23 protein-coding genes are annotated in these 26,675 nt (G+C 57.0%); 6 read left to right on the plus strand and 17 right to left on the minus strand.

Annotated elements, in window-relative coordinates; genetic code table 11:
* Positions 1 to 42 precede the first annotated feature (42 nt).
* Positions 43 to 1,077, plus strand: a complete 1,035-nt coding sequence (locus tag ACP0KA_RS05895) for a hypothetical protein (RefSeq protein WP_424627906.1) — start codon at positions 43 to 45, stop codon at positions 1,075 to 1,077.
* A gap of 19 nt (positions 1,078 to 1,096) precedes the next feature.
* Here ACP0KA_RS05895 and ACP0KA_RS05900 read toward each other — a convergent pair whose 3' ends face one another.
* Genes ACP0KA_RS05900 through ACP0KA_RS05910 form a run of 3 tightly spaced genes read right to left on the minus strand, consistent with a single transcriptional unit; the run spans position 1,097 to position 4,302 of the window.
* Positions 1,097 to 1,996: a right-handed parallel beta-helix repeat-containing protein gene (locus ACP0KA_RS05900; protein WP_424627907.1), complete on the minus strand. Its 900-nt coding sequence runs from the start codon at positions 1,994 to 1,996 to the stop codon at positions 1,097 to 1,099.
* A 48-nt stretch (positions 1,997 to 2,044) separates the two neighbouring features.
* Positions 2,045 to 3,190 carry a glycosyltransferase family 4 protein gene (locus ACP0KA_RS05905; RefSeq protein ID WP_424627908.1) on the minus strand — a complete coding sequence of 382 codons (1,146 nt, stop codon included), beginning with the start codon at positions 3,188 to 3,190 and terminating at the stop codon, positions 2,045 to 2,047.
* 29 nt (positions 3,191 to 3,219) lie between these two features.
* Positions 3,220 to 4,302, minus strand: a complete 1,083-nt coding sequence (locus tag ACP0KA_RS05910) for a glycosyltransferase family 2 protein (RefSeq protein WP_424627909.1) — start codon at positions 4,300 to 4,302, stop codon at positions 3,220 to 3,222.
* A 145-nt stretch (positions 4,303 to 4,447) separates the two neighbouring features.
* Here ACP0KA_RS05910 and ACP0KA_RS05915 point away from each other — a divergent pair, with 145 nt between their 5' ends.
* Complete coding sequence (locus tag ACP0KA_RS05915; protein ID WP_424627910.1) at positions 4,448 to 5,215, plus strand: FkbM family methyltransferase; 768 nt, start codon at positions 4,448 to 4,450, stop codon at positions 5,213 to 5,215.
* Positions 5,216 to 5,229: 14 nt separating this feature from the next.
* Here ACP0KA_RS05915 and ACP0KA_RS05920 read toward each other — a convergent pair whose 3' ends face one another.
* The 7 genes from ACP0KA_RS05920 to ACP0KA_RS05950 all read right to left on the minus strand — a co-directional run bounded on the left by ACP0KA_RS05920 (position 5,230) and on the right by ACP0KA_RS05950 (position 13,605).
* The gene (locus ACP0KA_RS05920) at positions 5,230 to 6,528 is read right to left on the minus strand and encodes an O-antigen ligase family protein (protein WP_424627911.1); all 1,299 of its coding nucleotides are present in this window, start codon (positions 6,526 to 6,528) and stop codon (positions 5,230 to 5,232) included.
* 120 nt (positions 6,529 to 6,648) lie between these two features.
* Positions 6,649 to 8,097: a class I SAM-dependent methyltransferase gene (locus ACP0KA_RS05925; RefSeq protein ID WP_424627912.1), complete on the minus strand. Its 1,449-nt coding sequence runs from the start codon at positions 8,095 to 8,097 to the stop codon at positions 6,649 to 6,651.
* Positions 8,094 to 9,230 carry a DegT/DnrJ/EryC1/StrS family aminotransferase gene (locus tag ACP0KA_RS05930; RefSeq protein ID WP_424627913.1) on the minus strand — a complete coding sequence of 379 codons (1,137 nt, stop codon included), beginning with the start codon at positions 9,228 to 9,230 and terminating at the stop codon, positions 8,094 to 8,096. Before ACP0KA_RS05930 ends, ACP0KA_RS05925 begins: the two co-directional genes overlap by 4 nt.
* Positions 9,227 to 10,231: an NAD-dependent epimerase/dehydratase family protein gene (locus tag ACP0KA_RS05935; protein ID WP_424627914.1), complete on the minus strand. Its 1,005-nt coding sequence runs from the start codon at positions 10,229 to 10,231 to the stop codon at positions 9,227 to 9,229. Before ACP0KA_RS05935 ends, ACP0KA_RS05930 begins: the two co-directional genes overlap by 4 nt.
* A 59-nt stretch (positions 10,232 to 10,290) precedes the next feature.
* Positions 10,291 to 11,400: a DegT/DnrJ/EryC1/StrS family aminotransferase gene (locus tag ACP0KA_RS05940; RefSeq protein WP_424627915.1), complete on the minus strand. Its 1,110-nt coding sequence runs from the start codon at positions 11,398 to 11,400 to the stop codon at positions 10,291 to 10,293.
* Between the two features lie 181 nt (positions 11,401 to 11,581).
* On the minus strand, positions 11,582 to 12,112 hold the full coding sequence (locus ACP0KA_RS05945; protein WP_424627916.1) for an acyltransferase: 531 nt from the start codon (positions 12,110 to 12,112) through the stop codon (positions 11,582 to 11,584).
* 11 nt (positions 12,113 to 12,123) lie between these two features.
* Positions 12,124 to 13,605, minus strand: coding sequence for an oligosaccharide flippase family protein (locus tag ACP0KA_RS05950; protein ID WP_424627917.1), 1,482 nt, complete (start codon positions 13,603 to 13,605; stop codon positions 12,124 to 12,126).
* Positions 13,606 to 13,872: 267 nt separating this feature from the next.
* On the opposite strand from ACP0KA_RS05950, the gene ACP0KA_RS05955 reads away from it, so the two are divergent.
* Entirely contained in the window at positions 13,873 to 15,081 is a 1,209-nt protein-coding gene (locus ACP0KA_RS05955) for a glycosyltransferase (protein ID WP_424627918.1), read from the plus strand.
* A gap of 24 nt (positions 15,082 to 15,105) precedes the next feature.
* Positions 15,106 to 15,744, plus strand: coding sequence for a NeuD/PglB/VioB family sugar acetyltransferase (locus ACP0KA_RS05960; protein WP_424627919.1), 639 nt, complete (start codon positions 15,106 to 15,108; stop codon positions 15,742 to 15,744).
* Here ACP0KA_RS05960 and ACP0KA_RS05965 read toward each other — a convergent pair whose 3' ends face one another.
* Genes ACP0KA_RS05965 through ACP0KA_RS05975 form a run of 3 tightly spaced genes read right to left on the minus strand, consistent with a single transcriptional unit; the run spans position 15,745 to position 18,939 of the window.
* Entirely contained in the window at positions 15,745 to 16,785 is a 1,041-nt protein-coding gene (locus tag ACP0KA_RS05965) for a Gfo/Idh/MocA family protein (protein WP_424631494.1), read from the minus strand. It abuts the gene before it with no gap.
* A gap of 60 nt (positions 16,786 to 16,845) precedes the next feature.
* Positions 16,846 to 18,105, minus strand: coding sequence for a UDP-N-acetyl-D-mannosamine dehydrogenase (gene wecC, locus ACP0KA_RS05970; RefSeq protein ID WP_424627920.1), 1,260 nt, complete (start codon positions 18,103 to 18,105; stop codon positions 16,846 to 16,848).
* A 39-nt stretch (positions 18,106 to 18,144) separates the two neighbouring features.
* Positions 18,145 to 18,939 carry a WecB/TagA/CpsF family glycosyltransferase gene (locus ACP0KA_RS05975; protein ID WP_424627921.1) on the minus strand — a complete coding sequence of 265 codons (795 nt, stop codon included), beginning with the start codon at positions 18,937 to 18,939 and terminating at the stop codon, positions 18,145 to 18,147.
* A gap of 259 nt (positions 18,940 to 19,198) precedes the next feature.
* Here ACP0KA_RS05975 and ACP0KA_RS05980 point away from each other — a divergent pair, with 259 nt between their 5' ends.
* Positions 19,199 to 20,113: a glycosyltransferase gene (locus tag ACP0KA_RS05980; RefSeq protein WP_424627922.1), complete on the plus strand. Its 915-nt coding sequence runs from the start codon at positions 19,199 to 19,201 to the stop codon at positions 20,111 to 20,113.
* A 39-nt stretch (positions 20,114 to 20,152) separates the two neighbouring features.
* Here the strand turns inward: ACP0KA_RS05980 and ACP0KA_RS05985 are convergent, their stop codons facing one another.
* The 4 genes from ACP0KA_RS05985 to rfbC all read right to left on the minus strand — a co-directional run bounded on the left by ACP0KA_RS05985 (position 20,153) and on the right by rfbC (position 23,921).
* A complete protein-coding gene (locus ACP0KA_RS05985) occupies positions 20,153 to 21,313 on the minus strand; it encodes a hypothetical protein (protein WP_424627923.1) in 1,161 nt (386 codons plus the stop codon).
* The gene (gene rfbA / locus ACP0KA_RS05990; RefSeq protein WP_424627924.1) at positions 21,310 to 22,200 is read right to left on the minus strand and encodes a glucose-1-phosphate thymidylyltransferase RfbA; all 891 of its coding nucleotides are present in this window, start codon (positions 22,198 to 22,200) and stop codon (positions 21,310 to 21,312) included. Before rfbA ends, ACP0KA_RS05985 begins: the two co-directional genes overlap by 4 nt.
* An 84-nt stretch (positions 22,201 to 22,284) precedes the next feature.
* Positions 22,285 to 23,343: a dTDP-glucose 4,6-dehydratase gene (rfbB, locus tag ACP0KA_RS05995; protein ID WP_424627925.1), complete on the minus strand. Its 1,059-nt coding sequence runs from the start codon at positions 23,341 to 23,343 to the stop codon at positions 22,285 to 22,287.
* A gap of 17 nt (positions 23,344 to 23,360) precedes the next feature.
* Complete coding sequence (gene rfbC, locus ACP0KA_RS06000) at positions 23,361 to 23,921, minus strand: dTDP-4-dehydrorhamnose 3,5-epimerase (protein ID WP_424627926.1); 561 nt, start codon at positions 23,919 to 23,921, stop codon at positions 23,361 to 23,363.
* Positions 23,922 to 24,180: 259 nt separating this feature from the next.
* Here rfbC and ACP0KA_RS06005 point away from each other — a divergent pair, with 259 nt between their 5' ends.
* Positions 24,181 to 26,505, plus strand: a complete 2,325-nt coding sequence (locus tag ACP0KA_RS06005; RefSeq protein ID WP_424631495.1) for a Wzz/FepE/Etk N-terminal domain-containing protein — start codon at positions 24,181 to 24,183, stop codon at positions 26,503 to 26,505.
* The last annotated feature ends 170 nt before the right edge of the window (positions 26,506 to 26,675 follow it).

Raw genomic sequence — 26,675 nt, forward strand, 5'->3', positions numbered from 1 at the left:
GTTTTTAAATGAGAATATTTCTGCAGCGAGCCGAGAAACCAGATGATTGTCTGTATCGCGGAAGATCGAAAGTCTTTTGAAGTCCCGGTGAAACTTCTGATCTTGAGCTTGGCCAGGCATTGTGCCGGCCTTCCAATTGAGCTCTTTTTCCCAACCCCGAGCCCAAGTTTCTCGGACTGGCTCGCGAAGTTCCCGAATGTAAGGCTCAATCGAACCCAGCTTGCGAAAGACGACGGCTGGAACATCAAACCTCAAGCACTTCTCACCCTTCTCCGCGATGGGCACGATGAAGTTGTCTGGGTAGATTCGGACATCATTGTCACACGCGATTTTCGCGGCGCCTTCAACCGGCTGCCTGCGCACGCGATAGGGCTGACCGAGGAAGCTCTTTGGGGCAGCTACTCCGATGCAAATGCTTGGCGCGCCGCCCAATGGGGATTGGAAATTGGCAGGTCGCTACCCTTCACCGTGAATACGGGCGTTATCCGCGTTACAAAGGACCACATCCCGCTTCTCGCAAGATGGCAGGACCTGCTTGGAAGCAAGGACTACCGGGACGCTCAACGGCTCGAGACGGCCCAACGGCCCGGTCACCTGTTCGGAGACCAAGACGTCCTCACCGCGCTTTTAAGCAGCACAGAATTCGCCGGAATAGACATCAAGTTTCTGAGGCGCGGATCGGAAATCATCCAGTATTTCGGCCTCAGCGGCTACACCTGCGCCGAACGCATCACGAATGCGGTCAACGGACCGCCGTGCTTCGTTCACTCCCAGGTTTTCAAGCCGTGGGTCAAATTCGACAAGCCACGCAACATCGAAAATTTGCGCGACTTATTTGATACGCTTTATCTGGATCTGTCCCCCTACACACTGGCGGCTGCGAAGTACGCGAAGCAATTGGACGAGCCGTGTCCGTGGATCGCGCCGCAATCTTCGATCGCCGCCCTGATGAGAGCATTAGGCCTTTGGTATCCTCCGCTGGTCGGCCTGCCGATCGCGGCCGTCGCTGATTTCGTGCGCGTCACGAATCTGCAATTCGCCAAGCGATTCTATTTTCGCCGCGCATCGCTGCGCTGAAGCAGATATCAATTCTGCCTCAGCGATCCGCCGACTGCTGGCCGGAAAAGATCAGCCCGGTAACGTGGTTTTTGTTTCCTGAGATAACAGGCTTATTGCCGAGTTGCGTTCGCAGATCGAGGCTTGCCCAATAGCCCCCAAACAGTCGGTTATTGATAAAACGTACGTTGGTCACGGGACCACCGCCCGGCTGCCCCGCTCCCATTTCGTTGATGTAGACCGTGTAGCCGCCGCCGATGAGGAGATTTTCCTCGATCAAGACATTATCGATCGGCCCCCAGTAATTATCCAACATGAGGGCCGACGTCTGAGTATTCTCGTTGATGACGGTGTTTCGCCTGATCGTCAGGTTGGAAAACTTCCCATCCGCCTGGATGCCGTCGAAATGCGAATCCCGCGTGCCGCGCATGGTGTGGATATAATTCCCCTCGATGAGCGTGTTATCTCCGCGAACGTCGATACCATCCGCACAATCGTGAATGTTGTTACGGAGAAACGTTCCCTGTCCGGCGATGCCTTGTCCCCCGACACCCTGGTTGTCGATCTCACAGTCCTGAATGGTGACCCCGGTCCTGCCGGGCTTGACGAGAACGACGTCGAATCCGTTGTCCGTGACTTTGCAGTTTTTCAGCGTCACGTCGGGCGCATCGATGATCACAGATCCTTTGATATCGAGCCCCTCGACGACCGCTCCGGGGGTCGTGATCACCAGCGCGCCCGATGGTTTGAGCACCACACCAGCGGGCACCCCTGTATTCGTCGCACTGGGGAATCCGCTCAGATCCAGTTTGGCAAACCGATCTTTAGCAGGCGGAGTCTGCGCCATTGCCGCGTCAAGCCCGATCGACAGAACAAGCAGAATAAAAGCTACCGCGCCGCACCGCTGAAATTTTCGAAGATTGACGAATCGAGCCATCATGCGATTCCTCATCCAATTGACACATGACGACCAGCCGGTGTTGCGGCTCTATATGGTGAGGCGGTCCAGCATCTGCTGACGACGCCGGCGCGCCACGACATCCCAATGAAAAGTCTTTGCTCGCTCCGCCGCCTTCCAGGCCATGATCCGTCGGCGCTCATGGTCCTGTGCCAGGGTCCGGAGCGCTGCAATCCATCCCTCACCATCATACGGATCGACAACGAACCCCTCTTCGCCGCCGCGAACGATCCGCCCGGCGCCCATCGGCGTCGTAATCACCGGCACGCCACATCCGCAGGCTTCGTATGTCACTTGAGGTCCCCCCTCTTCTAATGAAGGAAAGACGAAGATGTCGGCTGACCGGTACAGCGCGCCGACATCAGCCACATAATCGAGGACAACGACGTCATCCCTCGCGAGCAAATCGGCGCAATGGGTCTTGATGGTCTCGTCCAGGACGCCGGCAAGGACCAGTCTTCCGCGCACCCCGCTGCGTGCCCAGTAATCCAGCAGCAGGTGACATCCCTTACGAACGCAAATGAGGCCGGCAAAAACCGCCGTAATCCCCTCGATCGGTTGCAGCAGCTTGGCCGAGCCGACAAATCTGCCGGGATCCCAACCGTAGCTCGCCTTCATGATTTTGGACTGCGAGACGCCGTTAGCGGTCAGTGACTCTTCCACCATCGGGTTCGGGCAGAAAATGTAGTCGACCTCGGCGAGTAGTTCCTTCTCCAGCACGACCGACGCGTCGGTGATTGTGTGCGCCGGCGGGAGGCCGATCCGCCGGTACGCGTCATCAAGAATGATCTTCGCCGAGCCGCGATGGCAATTGATCATCTCGCGAAACACTTTGATGTTTGCGCGCTTCAACTGTCTGATCGTGTCCAACGATGCATCGGGCCAGATGTAAGCTCCGCGCGTGCCTGAAACGTTCATATCAATTCTCGACAGGAACGCCGCCTCGATATTGGTTTCGGCCATCGACCTGATCCAGCGGAACGGCACGTACCTGGCCCAGTGCGGAAGCGTCTGAACGACCTTAGCGGGCGACACGGGATAAGCGCGGGCACGCGGCGTGACGATCGTCACATCGAAATCCGGATCGGCCATCCCTTTGGCGAGCATTCCGCATGTGTAACTCGGCCCGCGCCTTGTGAGTGGTAACGGCATGAACACGTCTAACTGAGCGGTCATCAGCATCTCCGGCGCAAGCGCCCTTAAAACTACTTTGCTTGATTCCGGTGCCAGCTCGGTTGTCCGACCTCGCCCATCAGGCCCGCGGCCATTCCATGAATGGCCGCAAGGGAGTTGCCCGGTGCGTTGCGCAGCAGAAAACGCAAGGAATAAAGACATGACGCAGCAACGCGCAGGGGCAGCGCCCACGGAAAGTGGCGACGGACAAAATGAATGCCGTTGCGATGTTCGAGATAAACCGTGAGCTTGGGTATTTCTCCGGGAGCTTTTGCCGATCCGGTCGTCGTGCCGCGCTTATGAGCGACGATGGATGCACTTGCGTAACCCAGCCCGAACTGCTTCGCCCGCACGCCCCAGTCCAAGTCTTCGAAGAACAAAAAATATCGCTCGTCCATGGGACCGATAGCTTCGATGCAGGCGCGCGTCACATACATCGATGCGCCCGAGGGGCTATCCATCTCCCGTTCAATGAGCTGCACATCATGCAATGCATCAGCCCTGTCTCCGAGCCCGATCGCCACGCTTCGTGCCCTGAGCTTCTGCCAGTGAACGCCTCCGCGAAAGCGTACGGACCGGGATCCATCGCCGTCGAGAATGGTGCTTCCCACCATGGCCTTGCCGGTCGCTTCGGCATGCTCAACCAATGCCGCGAGCGCGCCGCGCTCGGGTTCGGTGTCCGGATTGAGAATCCAAACTCCCTTCCAGCCGTCGCGCTCCGCGAGCGGACCAAGCCATGCGTTGATCCCGCCTGCATATCCGAGATTGCCCGAAGCACATCCGATCCAGACATCGCAGCCAGGCCGTTCGCGCAAGCGCAGACGGTGAACGTCCACAAAAGTGGCCGACTGGAATTGATCGGAACACTCAAAATCAGTCGCGGGAGCGCACGGGCCATCGGCTTGCAGCAATTCATCGAGCAGCTGCTCGAAGGCTGGTCGCCCCCCGTTCTCGCAAATGAAAATGTCGAAGCCTGGAGACGGCAAGGAAGCGGAAAGCGCGGTCAGGCAGCCGGCGATATCGTCCGCATTCTTGAACCCCACGATAACAACAGCAACTGCGGCCACGCGCTGCGCCGTCTGCGTGCTCTCGGCCTCTTTTATAGACCCGTCCACGTCAAGGCCCTCGCCTTGTTTAATCTACGCAACCATATTTAATATTATAAATTGGCTCCCGGCACAGTATTATTGTATGCTTGCACGAATAAAAACGCCTTTAACACGTTAACTTTATTGAACTTCCTTAAGCCGGCATCTCGCCATGAAATTAAAGGCCTTCGCACGGTATATTTACGCCAGCGTTCCGGGGGCAGCAGCCGCTCGCTTCGCCGCGAAGGACTTCACGGCAGCCTATGTGAACAAGCCGGAATTCGGCGGGGTGCCATGGCTCGATGTTGGTAAGGGCCTGATCATCGATGTCGGCGCAAATCGCGGGCAGAGCATTGCCGCCTTCCGAAAGGCGGCGCCCGGCGCACATATCATCGCTTTCGAACCGGAGCCTCGGTCAGCCAAGCGGCTGGCTGCCCACTATCATGGGGACAGAACCGTTGAGATCGACCCATGCGCCCTCGGTGCAAACGCCGGGATGATCGCATTCTTTGTGCCGACCTACGGTCATTGGGACTGCGATGGAATGTCGGCGCTGTCGCATGAAACCGCGACCGAATGGCTGCGCGATCCCGGCAGAATGTATCTGTTCGACGAAACAAAACTCACCGTTGAGGAACATCCCGTTATCTGCAAGACGCTCGACTCTCTCGAACTCTGCCCTCGCCTCATGAAGCTGCATGCGCAAGGCGCGGAGAGAAGCATATTAGAAGGCGCGCAGCAGACCCTTTTGCGACACAAGCCGGCGCTGATGTGCGCCTTCCCGCCGGATTCTCTCAGCCACTTTCTAAGCGGGTTTGGATATCGACCCTACATCTATCGGCAGGGGCACTTCATTCCCGGCGTCGCCAAACGCCCGGTCACATTCACCTGGTATCTGATCGACGAGGACGCACAGCGGGTGCCGCTGGCGGTGTCGTGACGACGTCCTGGTTTCTAGCGCGCCTCACGAAGCGCCATCTCCCGAAGTGACGCGGCGATGCCAAGGCAGACACCCCAGAATATCCAGCTGTAATTCCAGAAATAGACCGTGATCCCGGTAAACATGTAGAGCACGAGCACAATCGTGAAGGCGAGATGCATGTCTTCGATATAAGCGCCATTCGACGACCGGTTTCGAATACTCTTGGTCGGCAAACATGCCGCTATATTGAGAAGGATGATCAGAACCACGGCCGGCATGCCGAACCGCAGCGCATCCACCAGCCACACGCTGTCGATCGTGGCATCAAGAATATCTTCGTCGAAGGACTCGACCGTGTAACCGAAGATCGGGCTTTCCGCGATCCTGACCAGTGCCGAGTCCCAAATCAAAATGCGATAGTAGCCGCTCACAGGATCTAAGGTCAGGTGTGAGATCAGCCACCCGATCGGATGATTTGTGATCAGAAATACAGCGACCAGACCGACCGAGAATACGCTCCAGAACACCAGCCAACGCTTGGCGAAGCCCTGCAACAACTTCTCGTAAAAATAGGCAAAGAGCGTCAGCGTAAAGCACATCAGTGCAGCGGACGATTGGGACAGGAAGCAGCCCAGAAAGCAGACGCCCGCATAGAATATTCTTTTGACGGGATTTTTCTCCCAGAACAGGAAGATCGCCAGAACGGTCCCACAGAACGAGCCGAATAGGATCGGATGGTCAAACGTCGATGTCGCCCTAATCATGTTTCCGCGAAACACCGGCGACAACACCGGGCTCTGGAATATCGCGGCTGCAATGTCGTGAGAGATCCAGCGTCCGCTCACGGCATCAAGAACAGCGAGCAACACTGCGGCAATCGTCAGTATTTTCAACACGCGAACGAAGCTGTCGAGCGCCGCTGGACTTAAGATAAACGCCCGCGCAGCCCAATACCCTGCAATGAATTCAAGGCTCGTCGCTCCCGCGGAAAAGATGCCCCTGAAGCCTGCGGCCGAACCGGCGGCGATCATCATCCAAAAGACCGTGCAGAACGCCAGAAAATCGGCCGTCTGCAAACGACGGCCGGGTCGCAACATCACGAGAAAGGCGGGGAAGAACAGCAGCGTGACGCCCATGCGGCCAGCCGTGAACTTCGAACCCGCAATGAAGATGTGCATCTCCCAGGCGGGTAATATCAATCCCACCAGGATCAACCACGCAGCAAGATAATCAGGACGGCCGCGATCCGCGCGGGCCGGCGCCATCTTGAAGGGGCGCTGGTACGCTCTGCTGCCGACGTCCGTACCCAACCCGACCGTGCCGGTGGTCACGCTGCCGCTCCTGCTGAATAACCTAAATCCACTCGCCGCTTCAAACGGCGCATCTTGCCTACTGTACGTTCCACACGAGAGACATTCGCACGAAGATCCCGCGGACCTGCGATCCTTGCGTCAGTTTCTCGTCGCAACGCTGATAATCTCCGGTGCAAGGGGAAGCCCCATCGTACTGGAAGCTAACCCGCTCAGAGAGGCCACACGACGATGCAGAAGGCCCTCTGTCCGAGCGATTGAGTATCCCGCACGCTCGCACCACCTGCGAATATTGTTCTTCGAACTGAAGTGCACTCCGGACGCCGGAAAATTGAGCGGCCTGTTGAGCTGACCGTTCCGCAGTTTTTCCCACAATTCGGGTAGACTGCGCATATTCGGACTTTGCACGATGATCGGTGATCCCGGTTTGCCGAAATCCTTGAAGAAATTAAGTACCTCGGCCGGGTCTCGCACCAGATGAAGGATGTTCAGATAAAGAATGCAATCGAACTGCATTCCTTCAAGCTGCGCGCGCGCTCCTTCCAGTCCGCCGTAGACCACCTCGACGCCCTTGGTGGACGCGCGGCTGCAAATGACCGGATCGAGGGGGACAGCAACCACACGCATGCCATTCTCAACCAATGACATTTCGGTTGCGCCCCAACCGCACCCGACAGAGAGAATGTTTCGCGCAGACGCCGGGATCCGCGCAATCGCCTCGCGATGAACCGCCTCATAGTACAATTTCGAGTACATCCCGCGCCACAGGCTAGTCTCACCATTGAGAAGCGTGTCGCCCTGAATCTCATTCGCGGCTATTCTCTTCAGCGTCTCGATTTGTCCATCAAGCTCGTTGCCGTCGACTCCCATTCGGCCGATATACTTGTTTGGCAAGTGATGGAGAGAAAACTCCTCCAGATGCGAAACCGGCACCAGTTCGGTGAAGCCGCATTGGGTGTAGGGATCTGTTGCGGCGCTGCAAAGAAGATCGTATTTGCCCTCATGCGGAGCAACAACGAATCCCCCGGATTGAATTGCTTTCGCAAGTTGCTTCCGCGTTATCAGATAGCAGGCCGCATGCTGGTTGGTGAAATGCGCGAGCGTGAATTCGTCGCGAACCCGCACCGACTCACAATCCCAATGGAAGAAGCCGTGAACCTGAGGATAGCTGACGTTCCCTTCCGTGCCCTTCTCGACAAGCAGAAAGCCGGGAATCTCATCCTCTCTCAGAGCGTAGCTTGCGTCAAGAAACGCCCTGATATTCTTCTCTGTGACGAGGATGTCGTCTTCCGAATAAATGAAGAGATCGTACCGATCGAGACGATCGGCGAACAAGCGTTTATGAGAAAACGGCAGTGACCACGGATTCTTGTTCGGCAACCCGACCAAGCATTCGATTTCGGGGCTGGGCCGCTTTTCGATATTTGAGAGAATGACGATATCGACGCTGAACGGCATCGCGCGGTATTCCGCGAGCAGCTGATGCAGATACTTGTCGTTTCCGTGTCCGTAGCTCGCAATCGCAACCAGCACCCGCAGTTGCTCGGGTGCGGGCGCACTTCGGACCAGGTTCTGCACCGTCGCTGTCACCCGCACAGCTCCTTCTTCAAGGCATCTGCGACAATCTCGACATCGCCATCCTGCATCTGGGCGTAGATGGGCAGAAGAATTGCGTGATCCTGCGCGAGTTCGGACTGGCGCAGATCCTGGTGCTTCTGATCGCGATACGGCGCTTCGCGATGTGAGCACATAATGCCGCGCCGCGTTGCAATCCCCTGGTCGAGGAGGCTCTGCATAACAGCCTTCTGATCCAGCCGATCCGGCAGCCGGACACAGTAGCTCTGCCAGTTTGACATCGCCCAGTTCGGCTCGGTCGGTAAGCGCAACCCGTCGATGTTTCCCAGCAACTCGTCATAGCGTGCCGCGATCGACCGGCGGCGGGCGACCAGCTCAGGCAGGCGCTGCAGTTGCTTGCGCCCAACGGCCGCCTGAACATCGGTCATGCGATAGTTATATCCGACAAACAAGTAATCTTCGAAGATCACCTGCTGAGCGCCATGCCTGACCGTGTCCGGGACACTCATGGCGTGCTGGCGACTGAGCCTGAACCTCCGATCAACATCCGGATCGGATGTGGTGAGCATGCCGCCCTCGCCCGTCGTAATCACCTTTCGCGGATGAAAGGAGAAACATGCGATGGCGCCATGGGGCTTTCCGATGATCTCCCATTGTCCATTGACTTTGATCTGACTTCCGGCGGCGCAGGCCGCGTCCTCGATCAGGACAATGTTGTGGCGGTCCGCGAGCGTCGACAAGGACGCCACATCGCACGGCATACCCATCTGGTGAATGACAAGAATTGCACGCGTTCGGTCCGTGATCGCAGCCTCGACGCTCACCGGATCCAGATTGTATGTTTCGGGATCGATGTCCGCAAAGACAGGAACAGCGCCGCAGTATCGAATGCTGTTTGCGCTCGCGATGAACGAGTGGCTTGCAGTGATGACTTCGTCGCCTGGAGCAAGGTCCAAAGAGAGCAAGGCCAGATGAAGTGCGGTCGTACAATTTGAGACCGCACAGGCATGCCGCGCGCCAACTAGGTTTGCGAATTCCCTCTCGAAGGCGGCGACTTGCGGTCCCTGCGAAACCCAACCCGACAGCACGGCGTCGCGGGCAGCATCGGCTTCCGTTGCATCGAGCAGAGGTAAAGCAATCGGAATCACGAGCCCAGTACCTGTTGTTTGCTTGGCGTTGCCAAATAATCTCGTTCCGAGCGCCACCATTCGACAAGTTCGGCCAATCCCTCCTGCAGTGAGATGGTCGCGCGGAAATTGAGCATCTTTTCCGCCTTCGCCGTCGACGCGAGACGGCGAGGCACTGGATTCACAGACCGCTCGGGTGCGAATTCAGGAGTCAGGTGCGTCTTGCCCATCACCAATGCGAGCATCTCAGCCAGCTCAACGAGGCTGGTCTCGGTGCCGCTGGCCACGTTGAACACCTCGTCAGTAGCCTTCGTCCTGGCCCCCGCGATATTGGCCTGCGCAACGTCGCGGACATGCACGAAATCCATGGTTTGCTGGCCGTTTCCGAAGATGACCGGAGGCAGATCACTTTCGATCCGCTCCATCCAGCGGATGAGCACCTCGGTATAGCGGCCATGAATATCCATTCGATCGCCATACACGTTGAAATATCTGAACGCGACGTAATCGAGACCGTGCATGTCATAGAAGGTTCGCAGCAGGCCTTCGTTGAAGGCCTTCGCGGCGCCGTACAATGTCCGATTGTCGTAAGGATTCTGGTGCTCAGTCGTCGGAAACTGATCGGCCATCCCGTACACCGAGGCAGAGGAGGCGGCGATGACTTTCTCGACGTCGTGCTTGACGCACCGTTCGAGAAGATCATACGTCGCCTGCACCATCACCTCCATCGCCAGCCGAGGTTCGGCAGCACAATGCGTGATGCGCAAAGCCGCCTGATGAAAGACGATATCTGCCGACTTCACGAGGGCTGTCATCAACCGGTCGTCGCGAATATCGCCGTGAACCAGGCGAACCGGCCCATGCGAAAGTGCGCGGGTGAGGTTTTCCGGACGCCCTCGCACCATGTTGTCGAGGGCTACGATCTCGATGCAACCTTCATCGCAGAGCAGGTCGACAATATTCGATCCGATGAAGCCGGCGCCGCCTGTTACCAGAACCCGTTTGCCTTTTAAATCCGCCACGATACTTCCCCTTGCCGGTTACCCATTCGCGTTGCCAACAACGCGGGGGCGAACACAAATCACGCCGCCTCTATCAGCAATGCGTTCTTCAATTCGGAGGTCACCATCGAAATCTGACCAGTCTGGAGCTCCGGATAAATCGGAAGCGAAAGGAACTGGCGAGCCAACATTTCCGTGACCGGAAAATCACCCGCGCGATAGCCCAACTGCGCGTACGCCTTCTGCAGATGAACAGGTACCGGATAGTGAATTCCTGTGGCGACGCCGGCCGCCTGGAGCGCGGCCTGAACATGATCGCGTTGCGCGAGCTGGACGGAGTAGACGTGATAGACGTGCCGCATGTAGGGGGCAGCGGATGGACGCTTGACCGAGAGGCCTTCGAGAAGACGGTCGTAGCGAGCAGCTGCAGCTCTCCGCGCCTCCGTCCAATCTTCGATATATTTCATCTTTACATTCAATATCGCGCCTTGGATGCCATCCATGCGATAATTGTACCCGGCGACAACGTGATTGTATTTCGACTCCTGTCCCCAATCCCTCAAGAGCGCGACACGTTGCGCCAGCTCGGGATCGTTACAAACGACAGCACCGCCTTCACCGTATGCACCTAGATTCTTGCCGGGATAAAAGCTGAAACAGCCCAGACTGCCGATCGAACCTGCTCGGCGGCCTTTGTATTCCGCACCATGAGCCTGAGCGGCGTCTTCAATGACAATCAACTGATGGCGCCGGGCGATCGCAGTAATCGCATCCATATCGGCCATCAGCCCATGCAGATGCACGGGCAAGATCGCCTTGGTTCGCGGCGTGATGGCGGCTTCAATCAACGCCGGATCCATCGTCCAGGTATCAGGGTGAACGTCCACGAAGACAGGCTTCGCGCCGGAATAAAGAATGGCCGCTGTGGTGGCGACGAATGTCATGGGCACGGTGATCACTTCATCACCGGGACCCACTCCCGCCGCCAAAAGCGCCAGATGCAGCGCGGATGTGCCGCTGCTGACTGCCTTGCAATGCGCGGCTCCGCAGTACGAAGCAAATCGCTCCTCGAATGAAGTGACTTCTGGACCGAGCACGAACTGTGCGCTTTCAAGCGCCCGGCTGATGGCCTCATCGATTTCCGGCTTGAGTTGACGGTACTGCGCTTTCAAATCGAGAAACGGTATCAAGGGCTATCCCCCGTCTCCATCGACCCGATGCAAGCTGAGACGCTCTTATCGCGCGCACGCATCCTGCCCATGGACGATCACAATTTTTGCTGGACCATCCAGCGCCTAAATTAAATATATTTTCACGCTAGAATAATACGATTTAATTCGCAACTAGAAATAAATATTGCATTATTTAATACTAACGGGACATTCTTTCAGGCCAGACGCCGGGGATAAGGGTCTGCGCTTCAGCCTCCTCACCCGATTCTGACCTCATAGGCCGTGCCGGGCATCCAGCGACGGTCATGTTGGGCGCGACGTCATGGGTCACCACAGCTCCCGCACCGATCACGGCGCCCTCCCCGATGATAACACCGCACAGGATCGTCGCATTTGATCCAATGGACGCGCGCCGGCCAACCCGCGTGGTCTCCACCTTCCAATCCTCAGGTCCCTGCAATTCGCCTGTCGACGTTGTCGCTCTGGGAAATTTGTCGTTGATGAACATGACCCCATGCCCGACGAAAACCTCGTCTTCGATGGTCACCCCCTCACAAATGAAGGAATGCGAGGAAATCTTGCAGCGGGCACCTACTTTTGCTCCCGCCTGAATTTCAACGAAAGTCCCAATTTTGGTTTCATCGCCGATCAGGCAGCCATACAGGTTGACTAGGTCCGGGTGAAAGATTTTGACGTCTTTGCCCAGTTGCACGTCCTTTGCGATCGGCATGAACTATTCCTTCAGCTTGAGTGACGCCGTAATTGTCGAAAGCCGGCCCGGCCGAGCGGCAGTATACCGCGGATGGCCATCCTTATCTGAGGGAGCAACGGGTGACGGGTCAGAACCAGGCCGACAAACCATCCTGCCGCCGCAAGAATACTTCCCGACAACAGACCAATAATCGGCCCCGCACCACCGTATTTGCAACACAGAATGCTCAGCAGGACACCGGCTACCATCCAGGCGGTGACGACAACGCTCTTCAATACGGCGTGCAAAAAATCTGAGGCCGTGAACGACAGCTGCCTGCCGACAAAATAGATCGCGATCAGTGCCTGGAATGGCAGCGTCAACAGAGCGGATGCGGCAACAGCCTGCACACCGAAGAAAGCGGCCGCGAAGATGACAGCCAACGATGGCGGCAGTGAAATCAACGACGCCAGCAACGTGTCGCGTACCCTGCCAACAGCAACAAGGACCGGATATGTCAGGCACGCGGCGAACATCGAAAGTGAGGCGATGCACAGCACTTGCACGAGTGGGACAATGTCAACCCACGTGGGCCCAAGCCAAACCAGGATGATGTGGTTGGCTTGCAAAGCAATAAAAATAAGGCAAGGCCAGTGCAGGACGCTGACAAGCGTGACGGCGTCGAGGTAGGCCTTCTTTAAATCTCCGCCGGCGCGCGCATGCGCTGCAATCGCCGGCATGATCACCGGATTGACGACCTGCAGAACAAGCCGGTCGAAGACCTGGGTGATGCTCACGGCACGGCTGTAAAGGCCGACAGCGGTGAAATCGAGGATACGTCCGAGGATCAGCTGCGGGGACCATTGGTAAAACACATTGACGATCACCACGGCACTGGAATAAGCGCCAAATTCGAACACATCGCGATAGCCCACAAGCGATGGCTTGAAGATCCTCCAGTTGCGTTGGCACATCAGTAAAAGGGTCGTCGCAATCAGCGTGCCGATGATCGTGCCAAGGATCGGCGCCATGAAACTGTAGCCGGCCGCCGCCAGAACAATAGAGCTTAAGGAAGATCCAAAGTTTGCGGCCAGATTACACCGCGCAAGCGCGCCGAATGCCATCTGTCGACGCAACAGAGCAGAAATCGTCACGGGAACCGGCGTGAGGACGAAATTCAGCGCACACAGCGCGATTCCAATCCGTACGCCATCCTGTCCGAAAAACTGCGCTGCCAGATCTCGCAATCCGAAAAGAACCAGAGCAATGGACAAGGATAGCAACAAGGTAACGGTAAACGCCGTCCTGATGTTTTGCTCCGACAGCGAAGGTCTTTGAATGAGGTAGTTTGAACCTCCGAACTCCTGGAAGTACGCCACGATAACGCTCGTCAGGGCGCTGACCAGGGCGAATATGCCGTATTCTTCGGGAGACAGCAGCCGGGCGAGAATGGCTGCGGAAACCACAAAGAACAGGAAGCTGCCGTACCGTTCGAGTGCAGAGAACAGGAGAGGTTTGTGGACTTCGGTCATGATTTCCGGGCAGCCTACCTCAATAGAGCGATGGCGATTCCGCGTTAATCGTGTTTCCAACACGGGCCGTCCGGCCGACTATTTACAACAATCTTGCATATAATAATATTTAAATCTCGCTATATTTAATGGTGCGAATATTTAAATAGTTAACTCATTGACGGGGCTGATGATAGGTCCCAAGAATCGCGACATCGGACCAAAAGGTCCGAGATGGCTCGCCGTTCAGAATATCTAAGTCGAGAATTGAGAGGCGGAACAGATCACATGAGAGTGCTTGTTTATCCGCATGCCATGGAAATCGGCGGATCGCAGCTCAATGCCGTACAATTGGCCGGAGCGGTGAGAGACCTTGGACACGAGGTCATCGTGCTCTCCGAACCCGGCCCCATGGTGGATCGCGTCCACGCCCTTGATCTGGAGCACATCGAGATCCCGATGCTTCGCGGCTGGCCGTCCGCGAGAATTGCCCGCACGCTTGTCCGCGTCGTACGCGACCGTCGCATTGATCTCGTGCACGGTTATGAATGGGGCCCTGTCATGGAGGCCTTTTTCGGTCCCAAGCTTCGGTGTGGCACGCCCGTGGTGGGAACGATTATGGCGATGACCGTGGAGTGGTCCTTTCCCCGCGCCATTCATCTCATTGTTGGAACTGAAGAGCTTCGCGAAACTGCCATCGCCGGCGGCCGCAGCAAGATCACGCTGCTCGAGCCCCCCGTCGACACGGACAGTGACGATCCCGCTTTGGTTGATGGCCGTGAATTCCGCAAGACCCACGGCATTCGCGACGATGAACTGCTTGTCGTCATTGTGTCGCGGCTGGCGTCGGCTCTTAAGCTCGAGGGATTGTTAACCGCCTGTGACGCTGTCGGTGAGTTGGCGCGCTCGCAGCGCGTTCGCCTGGTGATTGTTGGAGGCGGCCCCATGCACGACCAGGTCGCGGCCCAAGCCGCCGCCGCAAACGCGACCGCAGGCAGGCAAGCCGTCCTATTGGCCGGCGAAATGGCGGATCCGCGCACGGCCTATGCCGCTGCGGACATCGTTATTGGAATGGGTGGCTCGGCGTTGCGCGCGCTGGCTTTCGGCAAGCCCCTGATCGTCATCGGCGAGGACGGTTTCAGCGAAATCCTCACGCCCGCGAGCGTATCTCGCTTCTTGAAGCAAGGGTGGTACGGAACAGGTCCGGGATCGCTTGGCGCCGGCGCACCGGCACTAGGAATGGCTCTGCAGCAGTTGACCAACTCAGCTGACTTGCGGCGCGACCTCAGCGCATCGGCGCGGCAACTGGTGATCGATCGTTTCAGCCTGCATCGTGCCGCAAAATTACAGGAGCATATTTATCTGTCTGCGATTGACGATCGCACATCGCTCTTCGAGCAGGCCAAGGATTTTGCCTATACTGCGACCGGCGTATCAGGCCGCATTCTCCGCCGGCAATACCCTTCCTTTGCAAAAACACCGCCCCCTCTTCACTGATATTTCTCACGTCACGGCTATGGCATGACAGCTCGACCATTACTGTTGCTCGGCGCCGGAGGACTGGCCAGGGAAACCCTGGTGGCAGTCCGCGCCCAACCCGATCTTTGGCGCCCCATTGGATTTCTGGACGATAACCCGAAGCGGCACGGCGAAGAGGTCGACGGCCTTCCAGTGCTTGGCGCAACGGATCGGGCGCACGATTATCCCGATGCGGCGCTCGTCCCGTGTGTTGCGTCGGCGCAGCGTCCGACTGCCCGGCTGCAATTGACCGAACGGCTCGCTGTGCCGTTAGACCGCTGGGCGACCATCGTACATCCCGCGGCCTCGATCGCACCAGGCACCATCATTGGCGAAGGCTCGATCGTGTTGGCCGGCGCAGTGGTCACCGCTCCCATCACCATCGGGCCATATTTCGTGGCAATGCCGCATGTCTTGCTCACCCATGACGACGCGCTTGGATCTGGCGTAACGATGGCTGGTCGGGCCACGCTCGGCGGCGGCGTACGTGTCGGTGATGGCGCCTATCTCGGTCAAGGTTGCCTGATACGCGAAAATCTCTCAATTGGCGCATACGCGATCATCGGCATGGGGTCGGTTGTGCTGACCGATGTTCCCGAACGACAGACATGGGCAGGTGCGCCAGCCCGAAGGCTGAGGTAATCACACCGCCGCCTCTTTCAACCTGGCGTTTGATTTCAGACGAACCGGCTTGCCTTGTGCGGCAATTGACCGGGATGCGGCCTCCAGAATCTCGATGACGCGAAGCCCGCTCGTTCCGTTTGAAATCGGCGTCTTCCCGTTGCACAGGCAATCGATGAAGTGCTCCGCTTCGGTCTGCAACGCCTCCTTCGCGGCAAGATGCGGCGCCCACATGTCGCCCGCGCGATATCCAATGCGCAGCTGACGGGCTTTTTCCGCAGATCCGTTGACGGTGATGCCCTTATCGTAGACCTTGATCTTCTCGGTCGGCTCGAGATCGTCATACACGATCATCTTGCGGCTGCCGCCCACGAGGGTCTGCCGAATCTTGACCGGTGAGAGCCAGTTGACGCTGATGTGCGCGACGCAGTTGTTCTGAAAGAACAGCGCGACGTGCGCCATATTTTCAGGCGTTCCGGCCACATGGCATGTGCCCGTCGCGGAAACCGCGATCGGCTGTTGATCGAAAATGTGCTGGATGATGGAAATGTCATGAACGGCGAGATCCCAGATCACGTTCACGTCGCTCTGAAACAGACCTAAGCTCGCCCGGATGCCATTGTAGTAATAGATGTCACCCAGGGCTTGCTCTTCCACGAGCTGGCGGATCTTCTGAACAGCCGGCGTATAAAGGAAGGTGTGATCGACCATCAACGTCAGCTTCCGCCGGTCTGCTTCCTCGATCAGGTGAAGAACTTGTTCGGACGTTTCCGCCAGGGGCTTCTCCACGAAGACGTGCTTTCCCGCCTTCAGTGCGGCGAGCGCAAGCTCATAGTGCGTGTGGACCGGCGTCGCGATCGCAACCGCGTCGACAGCTGGATTCTTGAGCAGGTCGCGGAAGTTGGTTGTCGTCTCCAATCCGGGATAAAGCCGCTTGCTGGCGGTAAGTTTGGCCGGATCGAGATCGCTGACGGCGATCACACGCGCTACGTCACCGTTCATGAAATTACGTACGAGGTTCGGACCCCAATAGCCGTATCCGATAACCCCGATGCCTATCAATCCGTTTTGCATCTGATACTCACATGCTCAAATATGAATGAAAACTTGGCGATACGAACATCACGTTCTGATCGGCATGTCCTGCCAGATGCCGCGGGTATCGATCACGTCGAGATGCCGACGCTCGGCGATCGGCGTCATCTTGAATTCGTCGTGATCGACCAGAAGGAGAGCGATCTCGCAAGACCGCAAGGCTTCATCGACGCCCATCATTTCAGCGCCGTGTTTCGCCAAGTCCTGAGGAAGACGACGGATATTGGGTTCAACGACCTTGATACGTGAACCGTACTTTTCCGCCAGATGCAGCGCGATTTCGAGCGCGGGGCTTTCCCGCAGATCGTCGACATTCGCTTTGAAGGCCAAGCCGCAACACGCAACATTTGCGTAAGGGTGATCGTCGATCAACGCGACGGCACGCTCAACGATTGTGGCCGTCTTCTGATTGTTGACCTCCCTGCTGGTCCTCATCACCCGCGCAAGGTCCGGCGCGGAATCGATGATGAACCACGGATCAACCGCGATACAGTGGCCGCCGACCCCCGGCCCCGGCCGCAGCACGTTCACCCTGGGATGCCGGTTGGCGAGATCGATGACCTCCCAGACATTGATGTCGTGGCGGTCGCAAATCATGGACAGTTCATTGGCGAAGGCAATGTTGGTGTCCCGATAGGCATTTTCCGTCAGCTTCACCAGCTCGGCCGTGCGTGCCGTCGTCGCAACGCAAGCCCCTCTGACGAACATCTTGTAAAACCGTTGAGCACGTCGCGCGCATGCAGAGCTGATGCCGCCGATGCAGCGATCGTTGTTCACGAGTTCCGAAAGAATTCGTCCCGGCAAAACGCGCTCAGGACAATACGCCACATGAATGCCGGAGCCGCCGTTCGTCGCACCGACACTGAGGTCTGGCCGCTTCTCTAAAATCTTCTTCGCAATCTTTTCGGTTGTCCCAATCGGCGACGTCGATTCCAGGATCAGCAGATTGCCTGGGACGAGAATATCGGCAATGCGATCGACCGCGGCCATCACGCAGGAGAGATCAGGATGGTTCTCCTCATCGATGGGGGTCGGCACCGCGATCATGAAGACATCGGCCGGCACCAGCTCATTGGTCGTCGTCAGCGATCCGTTTGACACGACTTTCTGAACGAGACCATCGAGATCCGGCTCGATGATATGGATAGCGCCGGACGCCACCGTCTTGACGATATCCGGATTGGTATCGACGCCAATAACCTTGAAGCCGCGGCTGGCAATCAACGCGGCCGTCGGCAAACCGATATAACCAAGACCGACGACGGCGACTTTTTCAAATTCAGACATCGATACGCGCCCCTACAACACACCTTGCTTCTGCACGCCCTACCCCCTCGACCGGGTCGTAGAACTGACTGGCGCACTTCGCTGCCCCAGAACTCCATGCAGGCTGTGTTCAACAACCGCGCGTGCGAGAATTCCGGCGAATACCGTGTTGGTCTTCGCATAGCGCCACCACATCCGCCGTGGTTCCTGATAGATGCGATAGAGCCACTCAAGCCCTGCGTTCTGCATATGAACCGGAGCGCGCTGCGTTTGGCCGGACAGGATGTCGAACGAGCCCCCGACGCCCATGATGAAGGGGACGTTCAACTCATCCCGATGTGCCGCGAGAAATCTTTCCTTCCGCGGCGTCGGCATTCCAATAAACAGACAGTCTGCTCCGCTGGCTCGAATCCCGTCGACGATCTCGGGCTCCTGTTCCGGTGAGAAATAGCCGTCTCTCAACCCCGCAAACTGGAGGGTCGGATACTGATCGAGGACCCGCGCTGCGGACCGCTGCAAAACCTCATGCGTCGCACCGAGAAAGTAAGGCCTGAATCCTTCCTTCGCGCAGACACCGAGCAATTCGTTCAGCAGGTCCACGCCGGAAACACGTTCCTTGACGGGCAACCCGACAAGTCGAGCCGCCCATACAATTCCCATTCCGTCGATTCCGATCACATCGCTCTCGGCAACATCCGCCGAAAGCACGGGGTCCCAACGCGCATTCACAAGTTTCGCGACATTCAGCGCGACGTGTTGCAACCTGATACGGCTGCGCATCGCATCGCGAGCAAGATCGACGGTTTCGGCCATCGACAGAATATCAACTGGACACCCCAAGAGATTTTCCCGCATTTTTCACTCCGAAAACACGAGCAATGAAAACAATATACAAATCAGGTGGTTATCTAATATTTACGGCAATTAACCGCACTGCGGAAAACAGGCTATACCTTTAATTATTTAATTACAAGAAATCCGGATTTAATTTGATATATAAAACGGAAAATAATCGAAACTCGTGAATCAGCGTTAATGCGGAAGCTCACGATCGTCTTGACCACGCACGGATGAACGAACGCGGTGTGCAGCGAAGATCTCGGCAGGAACCCGTATGGAAATGGATAGACCGCTATTTTCAGTCATCATCCCGCATCTAAATCAGAGCGGTGAACTCGAGGCCTGTCTGGCCAGCCTCGATGCGCAGCGGCTCGATCGAACATGTTTCGAGATTATCGTGGTCGACAATGGATCGGCTTCGCCGCCGCACGAGGTGATCGCCCGTCACTCCGGTGTACGTCTGTTGAGTGAATCTCAGCCAGGTCCGGGGCCAGCGCGCAATACCGGCGCCCGCGAAGCATCCGGTGAATTCCTCGCATTCATTGACGCCGATTGCCGCGCGCATCCGGATTGGCTTCTCAGCGCAGAGCGGGCGTTTCGAACCTCTCCAGATCGGACCATTCTCGGTGGCGACGTCAGGATCTGGCGAGAAGACAAGGCCTACACCGCAATCGAAGCCTATGAGGGCGTCTTCGCCTATCGCTTCAAGCTCTATATCGAACAGCACGGCTTTTCCGGAACCGGCAATCTGGTGGTTCGCCGATCCGATTTTGACAAGGTTGGTCCGTTCGCAGGCATTCACGTCGCAGAAGACATGGACTGGGGACGCCGCGCATTGAGCACCGGCCTGCAGTTTCGCTATGTGCCGGAGATGATCGTCTTCCATCCGGCGCGGCGATCGCTTCAGGAACTCTGCGTGAAGTGGGATCGCCAGATTCAACATTACTTGAACATGGCTCAGGAGAAGCCGGGCTGGAAACTGCGCTGGACCGCCCGCGCGCTGGCTGTGTTGGCATCTCCGATGATTGACTTCACAAAAGTCATCGCGAGCGATCGGATCGAGGGCATAGCCGCGCGCAGCAAAGCGATCCTGGTCCTTGTGGCCATTCGCGCTCACCGCGCGCGAAAAATGCTCAGCCTTCTGCGAGAGAGCAAAACCGTGGTCTGGAATCGCGAAGCGGGGGTTTGATCGCCCATTTCAATAGCGATGCGCTCAAGCTGCGCCGGATCAGGATTTCGTGAACTCCTGCGCGTGAGTCAGCTCGGTCAAATCCACTCGTTGGCCAAATGACCACAGAATCCAACCTAGTTCGTAGCTCCGGCATTCCATGCGCAAGGCCACGTTTGCGGAATCGATCAGGCGAGCCGGCCGGGGTAAATATGCGTGCTGCACCGCGCGTATCATCCGCAGTTTGTTGGTGCGCAGTTCACCGCCGCGGACCTGCGAGCGAATGGACAAGTGCAGCTCAGGCACCAACATCGATCGCTGCAGTTGATTGTGTCCCAACACCCATCGGAAGCCCTTGATCAAGGCTGCCTTCGCAACGGGCACATCGTGCCGTTCCGCCAATTCGAGAAATGCGGGCGCCATTCCATATTGATGGACCGAGTAAACCTCGTAAAAATCGAGAACCTGCCCCTGCGCGGCATCGAAGAACCAGGGCCATTCGCCGCGCGGGCCCTGCAGACTGATCAGGTCACGCGTACATGACCTCGCCATAGCAATTGCAGTCCTGTCCCCCGTAAACTCGCCATAATGAAAACACGCCAGCGTCAGGTAGGTCTGTGTCGCGAAGGACGCAAATCGGCGCCGATAGCCGACGGACGCATCGAAGAATAATCCGGACTTGCTGTGATATCGTTCCGCAAGAAAAGAAAACAACGGCTGAGCAAACTTCCGCCAACGTTCTTCGCCCGCCTTCAGCTGAGCAATGACTCCCGTCAGCAGCATCCCGAGATCTTGCGCCTTAAATCGGCGCCAATTGTCTCTGTCCGAGAGCAATTTATCGATATGACGCGCAATGTCGCCGGGGATTTCAAATCCCGATTCCGCTGCCGTCCACAGCGCCATGCCATAAGCATAGTCCCTGACGGGTAAGTTCGGCAGCAGCGATACATTCTGCTCAAAAATCGCCGCCCGGTCGATTTGTTCCGGAACGTGCTTCACCCGCGATAGTCCCAGAAGCACGTTGAGTGTGTAGAACACATCACTGTGCGGCACGGATTCGTTCGGCTGAGGCCGCCCATCAAGGTGATAGATGTGCGACCAGCGGCCAAGGTCTGGCATCCAGCATTGCTGGAGCCCGTGCAAGGCATAATCGATCAGCGGTGAATTGCGACCGGGCCTTTCTGGACAACGTTTCCCGTTAAACTCAGGGCTGATGTTCATCGGGCATCACCGCATCTGTATGCTTCGACAATACCGGCCAGGTAATTGCCATAACCGCTTTTCTCGAGTGACTTTGCGAGGCTCAGGACCTGACCGCGATCGATAAATCCCTGCCGAAACGCGATCTCTTCCAGACAGGCGACCTTCATCCCCTGCCTGGTCTCAAGGGTCTGAACAAAGCTTGCAGCGTCGATCAACGATTCGAACGTTCCGGTATCGAGCCACGCAAACCCACGACCCATTCTTTCAACATGGAGCGCACCGGTCGAAAGGTAGCGCAGCTGAAGATCCGTGATTTCAAGCTCGCCACGTGCTGACGGCTTCACGTCCTTGGCGAAGCGCACCACATCGTTGTCGAAAAAATACAAACCCGTGACCGCCCAGTTCGAACGCGGCTGCAGCGGTTTCTCCTCGATGCTGATGGGCCTGTCATCGCCGTCAAATGTCACAACGCCATAGCGGGCCGGATCACGGACGTGATAGGCGAAGACCGTTGCGCCCTCCTCCCGCCGAACAGCCGCCTTCAACATGTCCGGCAGTCCATGGCCAAAAAAAATGTTGTCGCCGAGCACCATGGCGACCCGGTCATCGCCGATAAAATCCGCTCCAATGATAAACGCTTCCGCCAGCCCGGCGGGCTTTGACTGCTCCGCATAACACAGGTGAATGCCCCATTGACTGCCGTCTCCGAGCAGGCGCTCGAACTGACAATGATCTTCCGGCGTCGTGATGATAAGAATATCGCGAATGCCTGCAAGCATAAGGGTCGACAGCGGATAATAGATCATCGGCTTGTCATAGACGGGCAATAGCTGCTTGCTCACGCCGCGCGTGATTGGATAAAGCCGCGTTCCACTGCCGCCTGCGAGAACGATTCCTTTCAGCATGCCGGGGATTCCACTTCGTGCAGGCAATGCGCCAGCTGTCCGCTCTTGCCGGCAACAAAGATTGGGCGGTCAGCCCATGGACGTTCAGAGCGATGCTTCGGCAAGGCCAAGACGCTCTCCCTTGTAGACCGTCTGTCGCGACGGTCCCCACCATGCGTTGTTCTCGAGATACCAGTGTACGGTTTTCTCAATTCCATCATCGAATGTCTGACGCGGTCTCCAGCCGAGTTCGCGGTGCGCTTTGGAGGCGTCGATCGCGTAGCGCAGATCGTGCCCTGGCCGGTCAGCGACGAATTTGATGAGGGATCGTCTCGGCTGCGGGCCGGGGCTCACGTCATCGAGGGTCGAACAGATCCGCTCGACGACCTCGAGGTTGGTCCGTTCGCTGTCGCCGCCAAAGTTGTATTTTTCTCCTGGCCGTCCATTGGAGAGCAGAGTGATCAGCCCCTCCGCATGATCTTCGACATAGAGCCAGTCGCGAACATTGGTGCCCTGCCCATAGACCGGCAACGGCTTCCCTTCGATCGCATTGAGAATAATCAGCGGAATGAGCTTCTCGGGGAATTGGTAGGGTCCATAGTTGTTGGAACAGTTGGAAACAATGACGGGCAAATCGTAGGTCTTGAACCAGGCATGCGCGAGGTGATCCGAAGCAGCCTTGCTGGCCGAATAGGGAGAGCTCGGACGATATGGCGTGTCTTCGCAAAAGCGCCCTTCAGCGCCGAGCGAGCCATAGACCTCGTCAGTCGAGACATGCACAAATCGAAATTCCTTGCGACGGTCCGGCGTCAACGTCGCGTAATAATGCCGTGCGGCTTCCAAGAGCTGATACGTTCCGACGAAATTCGTATCGATGAACGCCGCGGCTCCCGTGATCGAGCGGTCGACGTGGCTTTCGGCGGCGAGATGAATCACCGCGGTCGGGCAATACTTCGTAAAAATCGCATCCAGCGCCGAGCGGTCGCAGACGTCGGCGCGCTCGAAAACATATCTCCGATCTGCGGCAATCAAATCGAGAGAACAGGGATTCGCGGCATATGTCAGCTTGTCGAGATTAACGACCGATATCCCATACCGGCTCACCAGCAGCCGGCAAACAGCCGACCCGATAAATCCTGCTCCGCCTGTTACCAATACACGCACGCGAACACTCCACCGGTCTAATCAAACACAGGCGTTAGTTCATCAAGCATCGGCAATTTACGATCCTTGTCCGAGAGGACCGCGTTTTCCATCGTGACCGGCCATTTGATTGCAAGTTTGGGATCGGCCCAATTGAGGCCCCGATCATGAGCTGCCGAATAGACTGCATCGACTTTGTAAAGAACGATAGTATTCGGCTCTAATGTGCAGAAGCCGTGCGCAAACCCTGCCGGTACAAGAAGCTGATCGTCGTCAGTATCACTCAACTCGACCGCAACATGCTGTCCATAGCTCGCGGACGACCGACGAAGATCAACAACCACGTCGAGAATTCGGCCGTTGAGCACACGAACAAGCTTTGCCTGCGCAAATGGCGGTTGCTGAAAATGGAGACCTCGAATGGTTCCGGCTCGTGCAGAGCTCGACTGATTATCCTGGATAAAATCGTAATCGAGATCGTGCTCGAAAAACGCCGGCCGGACATAGGTCTCGCAAAAATAGCCGCGGACGTCGGCGATGCGAGACGTTCGTATCAATTTCACGTCAGGAATTGGCAGGGTCTGGATGTCTAGCCGCATGGGACGCCCCCTTGCGACAGCTCGCGCAGAACACAGATGACGGCCGCTTTTTGACCAAGGAACGCGAGACCCGGCAAGACCCCAACCTCAATTAATCGTAAAACAATTAAATTCCGCGAGCATTATTTGAATTATTGGATATAAATAAATTAAATGCAATACTCACGGTAGATAATGACTTTAATGGTAAAGGCGCTACTCAGAGCCACTTACGCGATCCCCGAAATTGCCAGGTAAATGGACCATTTAAATGCTTCATATGCTTCAAGCCGACCGATCGCGCTCACTGGCGGGAAATGAACCCGCGTGGGATCAAGGCGAACAGGGAAGCCTCGGCGACCTCGTGAGTTACGCCTTCGGCTTCCTGAGACGGCAATACCTGCTGATTTTATTCGTCACAGCGCTCGCGGTCGCGCTGAGTGTGATCTACCTGCGGATCACTCCTCCGACCTATACCGGTCAGGCCAAGGTTCTGTTTGCGAACCCGAAGGCCGAGTATTTCCAACAGCAAACCATTCTCGCGGATTCGCCACTCGATCGAGCCCAGTTCGAGAATCAGCTTCAGATCCTCAAATCCAAGGCGATTGCCATTGCGGTGATCAACCAGCTCAAACTGGCAGAAGACCCTGATTTTGATGGATCGGCACAACCTGTGCCCAAACTGTTTGCGCGCATCAGAGGTCTGTTTGCCTCGCCAAAGCCGCCGGTTCCAAAACGCGAAGTCCGACCGGACCAAGGGCCTGATGATGGATTGATTGACGCGTTCGAGGCGAGGCTCAAAGCCGACCGCATGGGGTACAGCTCCGTTATTGAGATCAGTTTCAATTCGAGTAGCCCGGAGCGTGCGGCCGAGATAGCCAATGCCGTGGCCAACACCTACATCGCCGACCAGCTCAACGCCAAATTTGAAGCCAACCGGCAGGCCACCACGTGGCTGCAGGGACGTCTGCGTGAACTGGGGCAACAGGCCCTGACCGCAGAGCAAGCCGTCAATGCGTTTAAATCGCAGAACAATATTATTGCCGCCGGCGGCAAGCTGATGGACGACCAGCAGGTCTCCGACTTCAACAGCCGATTGGTGGCCGCCCGCGCCCAAACGTCCGACGCATTGGCCCGGCTGAACAGGTTTCAAACCACGCTGCGCATGAGTGACGCGGATGGTGACGGCACCAGCGCCAGCCTGGATGCGGCCGTTTCAGATACGCTGAACAGCTCCATCATCACGAACCTTCGCCAGCAGTATCTCGAGTACGCAAGACGAGAGGGCGAATGGGCGACCCGTTTTGGGCGGGACCATCTCGCGGTGGTGAATCTGCGAACAAGAATGCGCGATATCCGCAAGTCCATTATCGAGGAAGTCCGGCGCCTCGCGGAAACAAGCAGGAGCGACTATGAAGTCGCCAAACAGCGTCAAGACGAGATAGAGAAACAGCTTGCGCAAGCCGTATCGCAGGCACGGACGACGAACTCAGCCGAATCGACCATGCGCGAACTCGAAACCAGCGCGAAGGGCTATCGAAGCCTCTACGAGAGTTTCCTTCAACGCTACATGGGCGCGGTCCAGCAGGAAACGTTTCCGATTACGGAGGCTCGGGTGATTTCAGCGGCATCTCCGCCGCTCACCAAGAGCAAGCCGAAGTCGAAACTTATCCTTTTACTTGGACTTTTCGGCGGACTGGGGCTCGGTACAGCGCTCGGATTCCTCCGCGACATCATGGACCGGGTTTTCCGCACGGCAGCTCAGGTGGAGAGCACGCTGCACTTGCCGTGCATCTCCCTGGTTCCACTTTTGAAAGAACCCAAACCGAAGCAAGTGACCCGCGAACAGCAGTCCGACAAGGCGTTTGAGCAGAGGGCCATCGTGCGGCGCTCGGGGGTTTTCTGGGCTGCGACCGAAATGCCGCTGTCGCGTTTCGCGGAATCGATCCGCTCCATTAAACTGGCCGTCGATCTGAACGCGAGCAATGCCTCGAATAAGGTGGTCGGGATCACCTCGTCGCTTCCCAATGAAGGGAAATCGACGGTTGCGGCTGCACTGGCTCAGTTGATGGCTCACGCCGGGGCGCGCGTCATTCTCGTCGACTGCGACCTTAGAAATCCATCGCTCTCCCGCAGCCTTTCACCCGTCGCGGGCGCCGGCATCATCGAGGTCATTTCCGGGAGATGCACTTTAGACGAAGCCGTCTGGAGGGATCCGAAGACCAATCTCACCTTCCTGCCGACCGTCAAAAAGAAGCCGATCCTCCACACCAGCGAGGTGCTCTCGGCCGCGCCGACCAAGAAGCTGTTTGACGCCTTGCGAACGGCTTACGACTATGTCGTCGTCGACCTTCCACCCCTCGCGCCGATCATCGACGTCCGTGCGACGGCGCCGCTAATCGATTGTTTTGTTTTGGCAATTGAATGGGGGGCAACGAAGATAGATGTCGTCCAGCATGCGCTGCATACCGCGCCCAATCTGCATGAAGCGTTGATCGGCGCCGTCCTCACCAAAACCGACATGCAGGCAATTAAACGCTACGACAATTATCATAACGATTATTACAGCAATAAGCATTATACCCGGTACGGCTACACGTCTTGAACGGACGACGGTCGAAGTATTATTTTACCGGATAATCGTGCTGCGCCGCACCTGCCATGTTGCAGGTAAGCCACAAGGGGAAGCTCTCGTAAGCGGCGGCTGCAAGAGCACTAGCCTGAATCGCGACATAGTGCGAACCTGCTGCTGGCTTGGGACTTAGATTTGGGGAT

Source organism: Bradyrhizobium sp. SYSU BS000235 (genome assembly GCF_049747295.1).
Taxonomy (GTDB): domain Bacteria; phylum Pseudomonadota; class Alphaproteobacteria; order Rhizobiales; family Xanthobacteraceae; genus Afipia.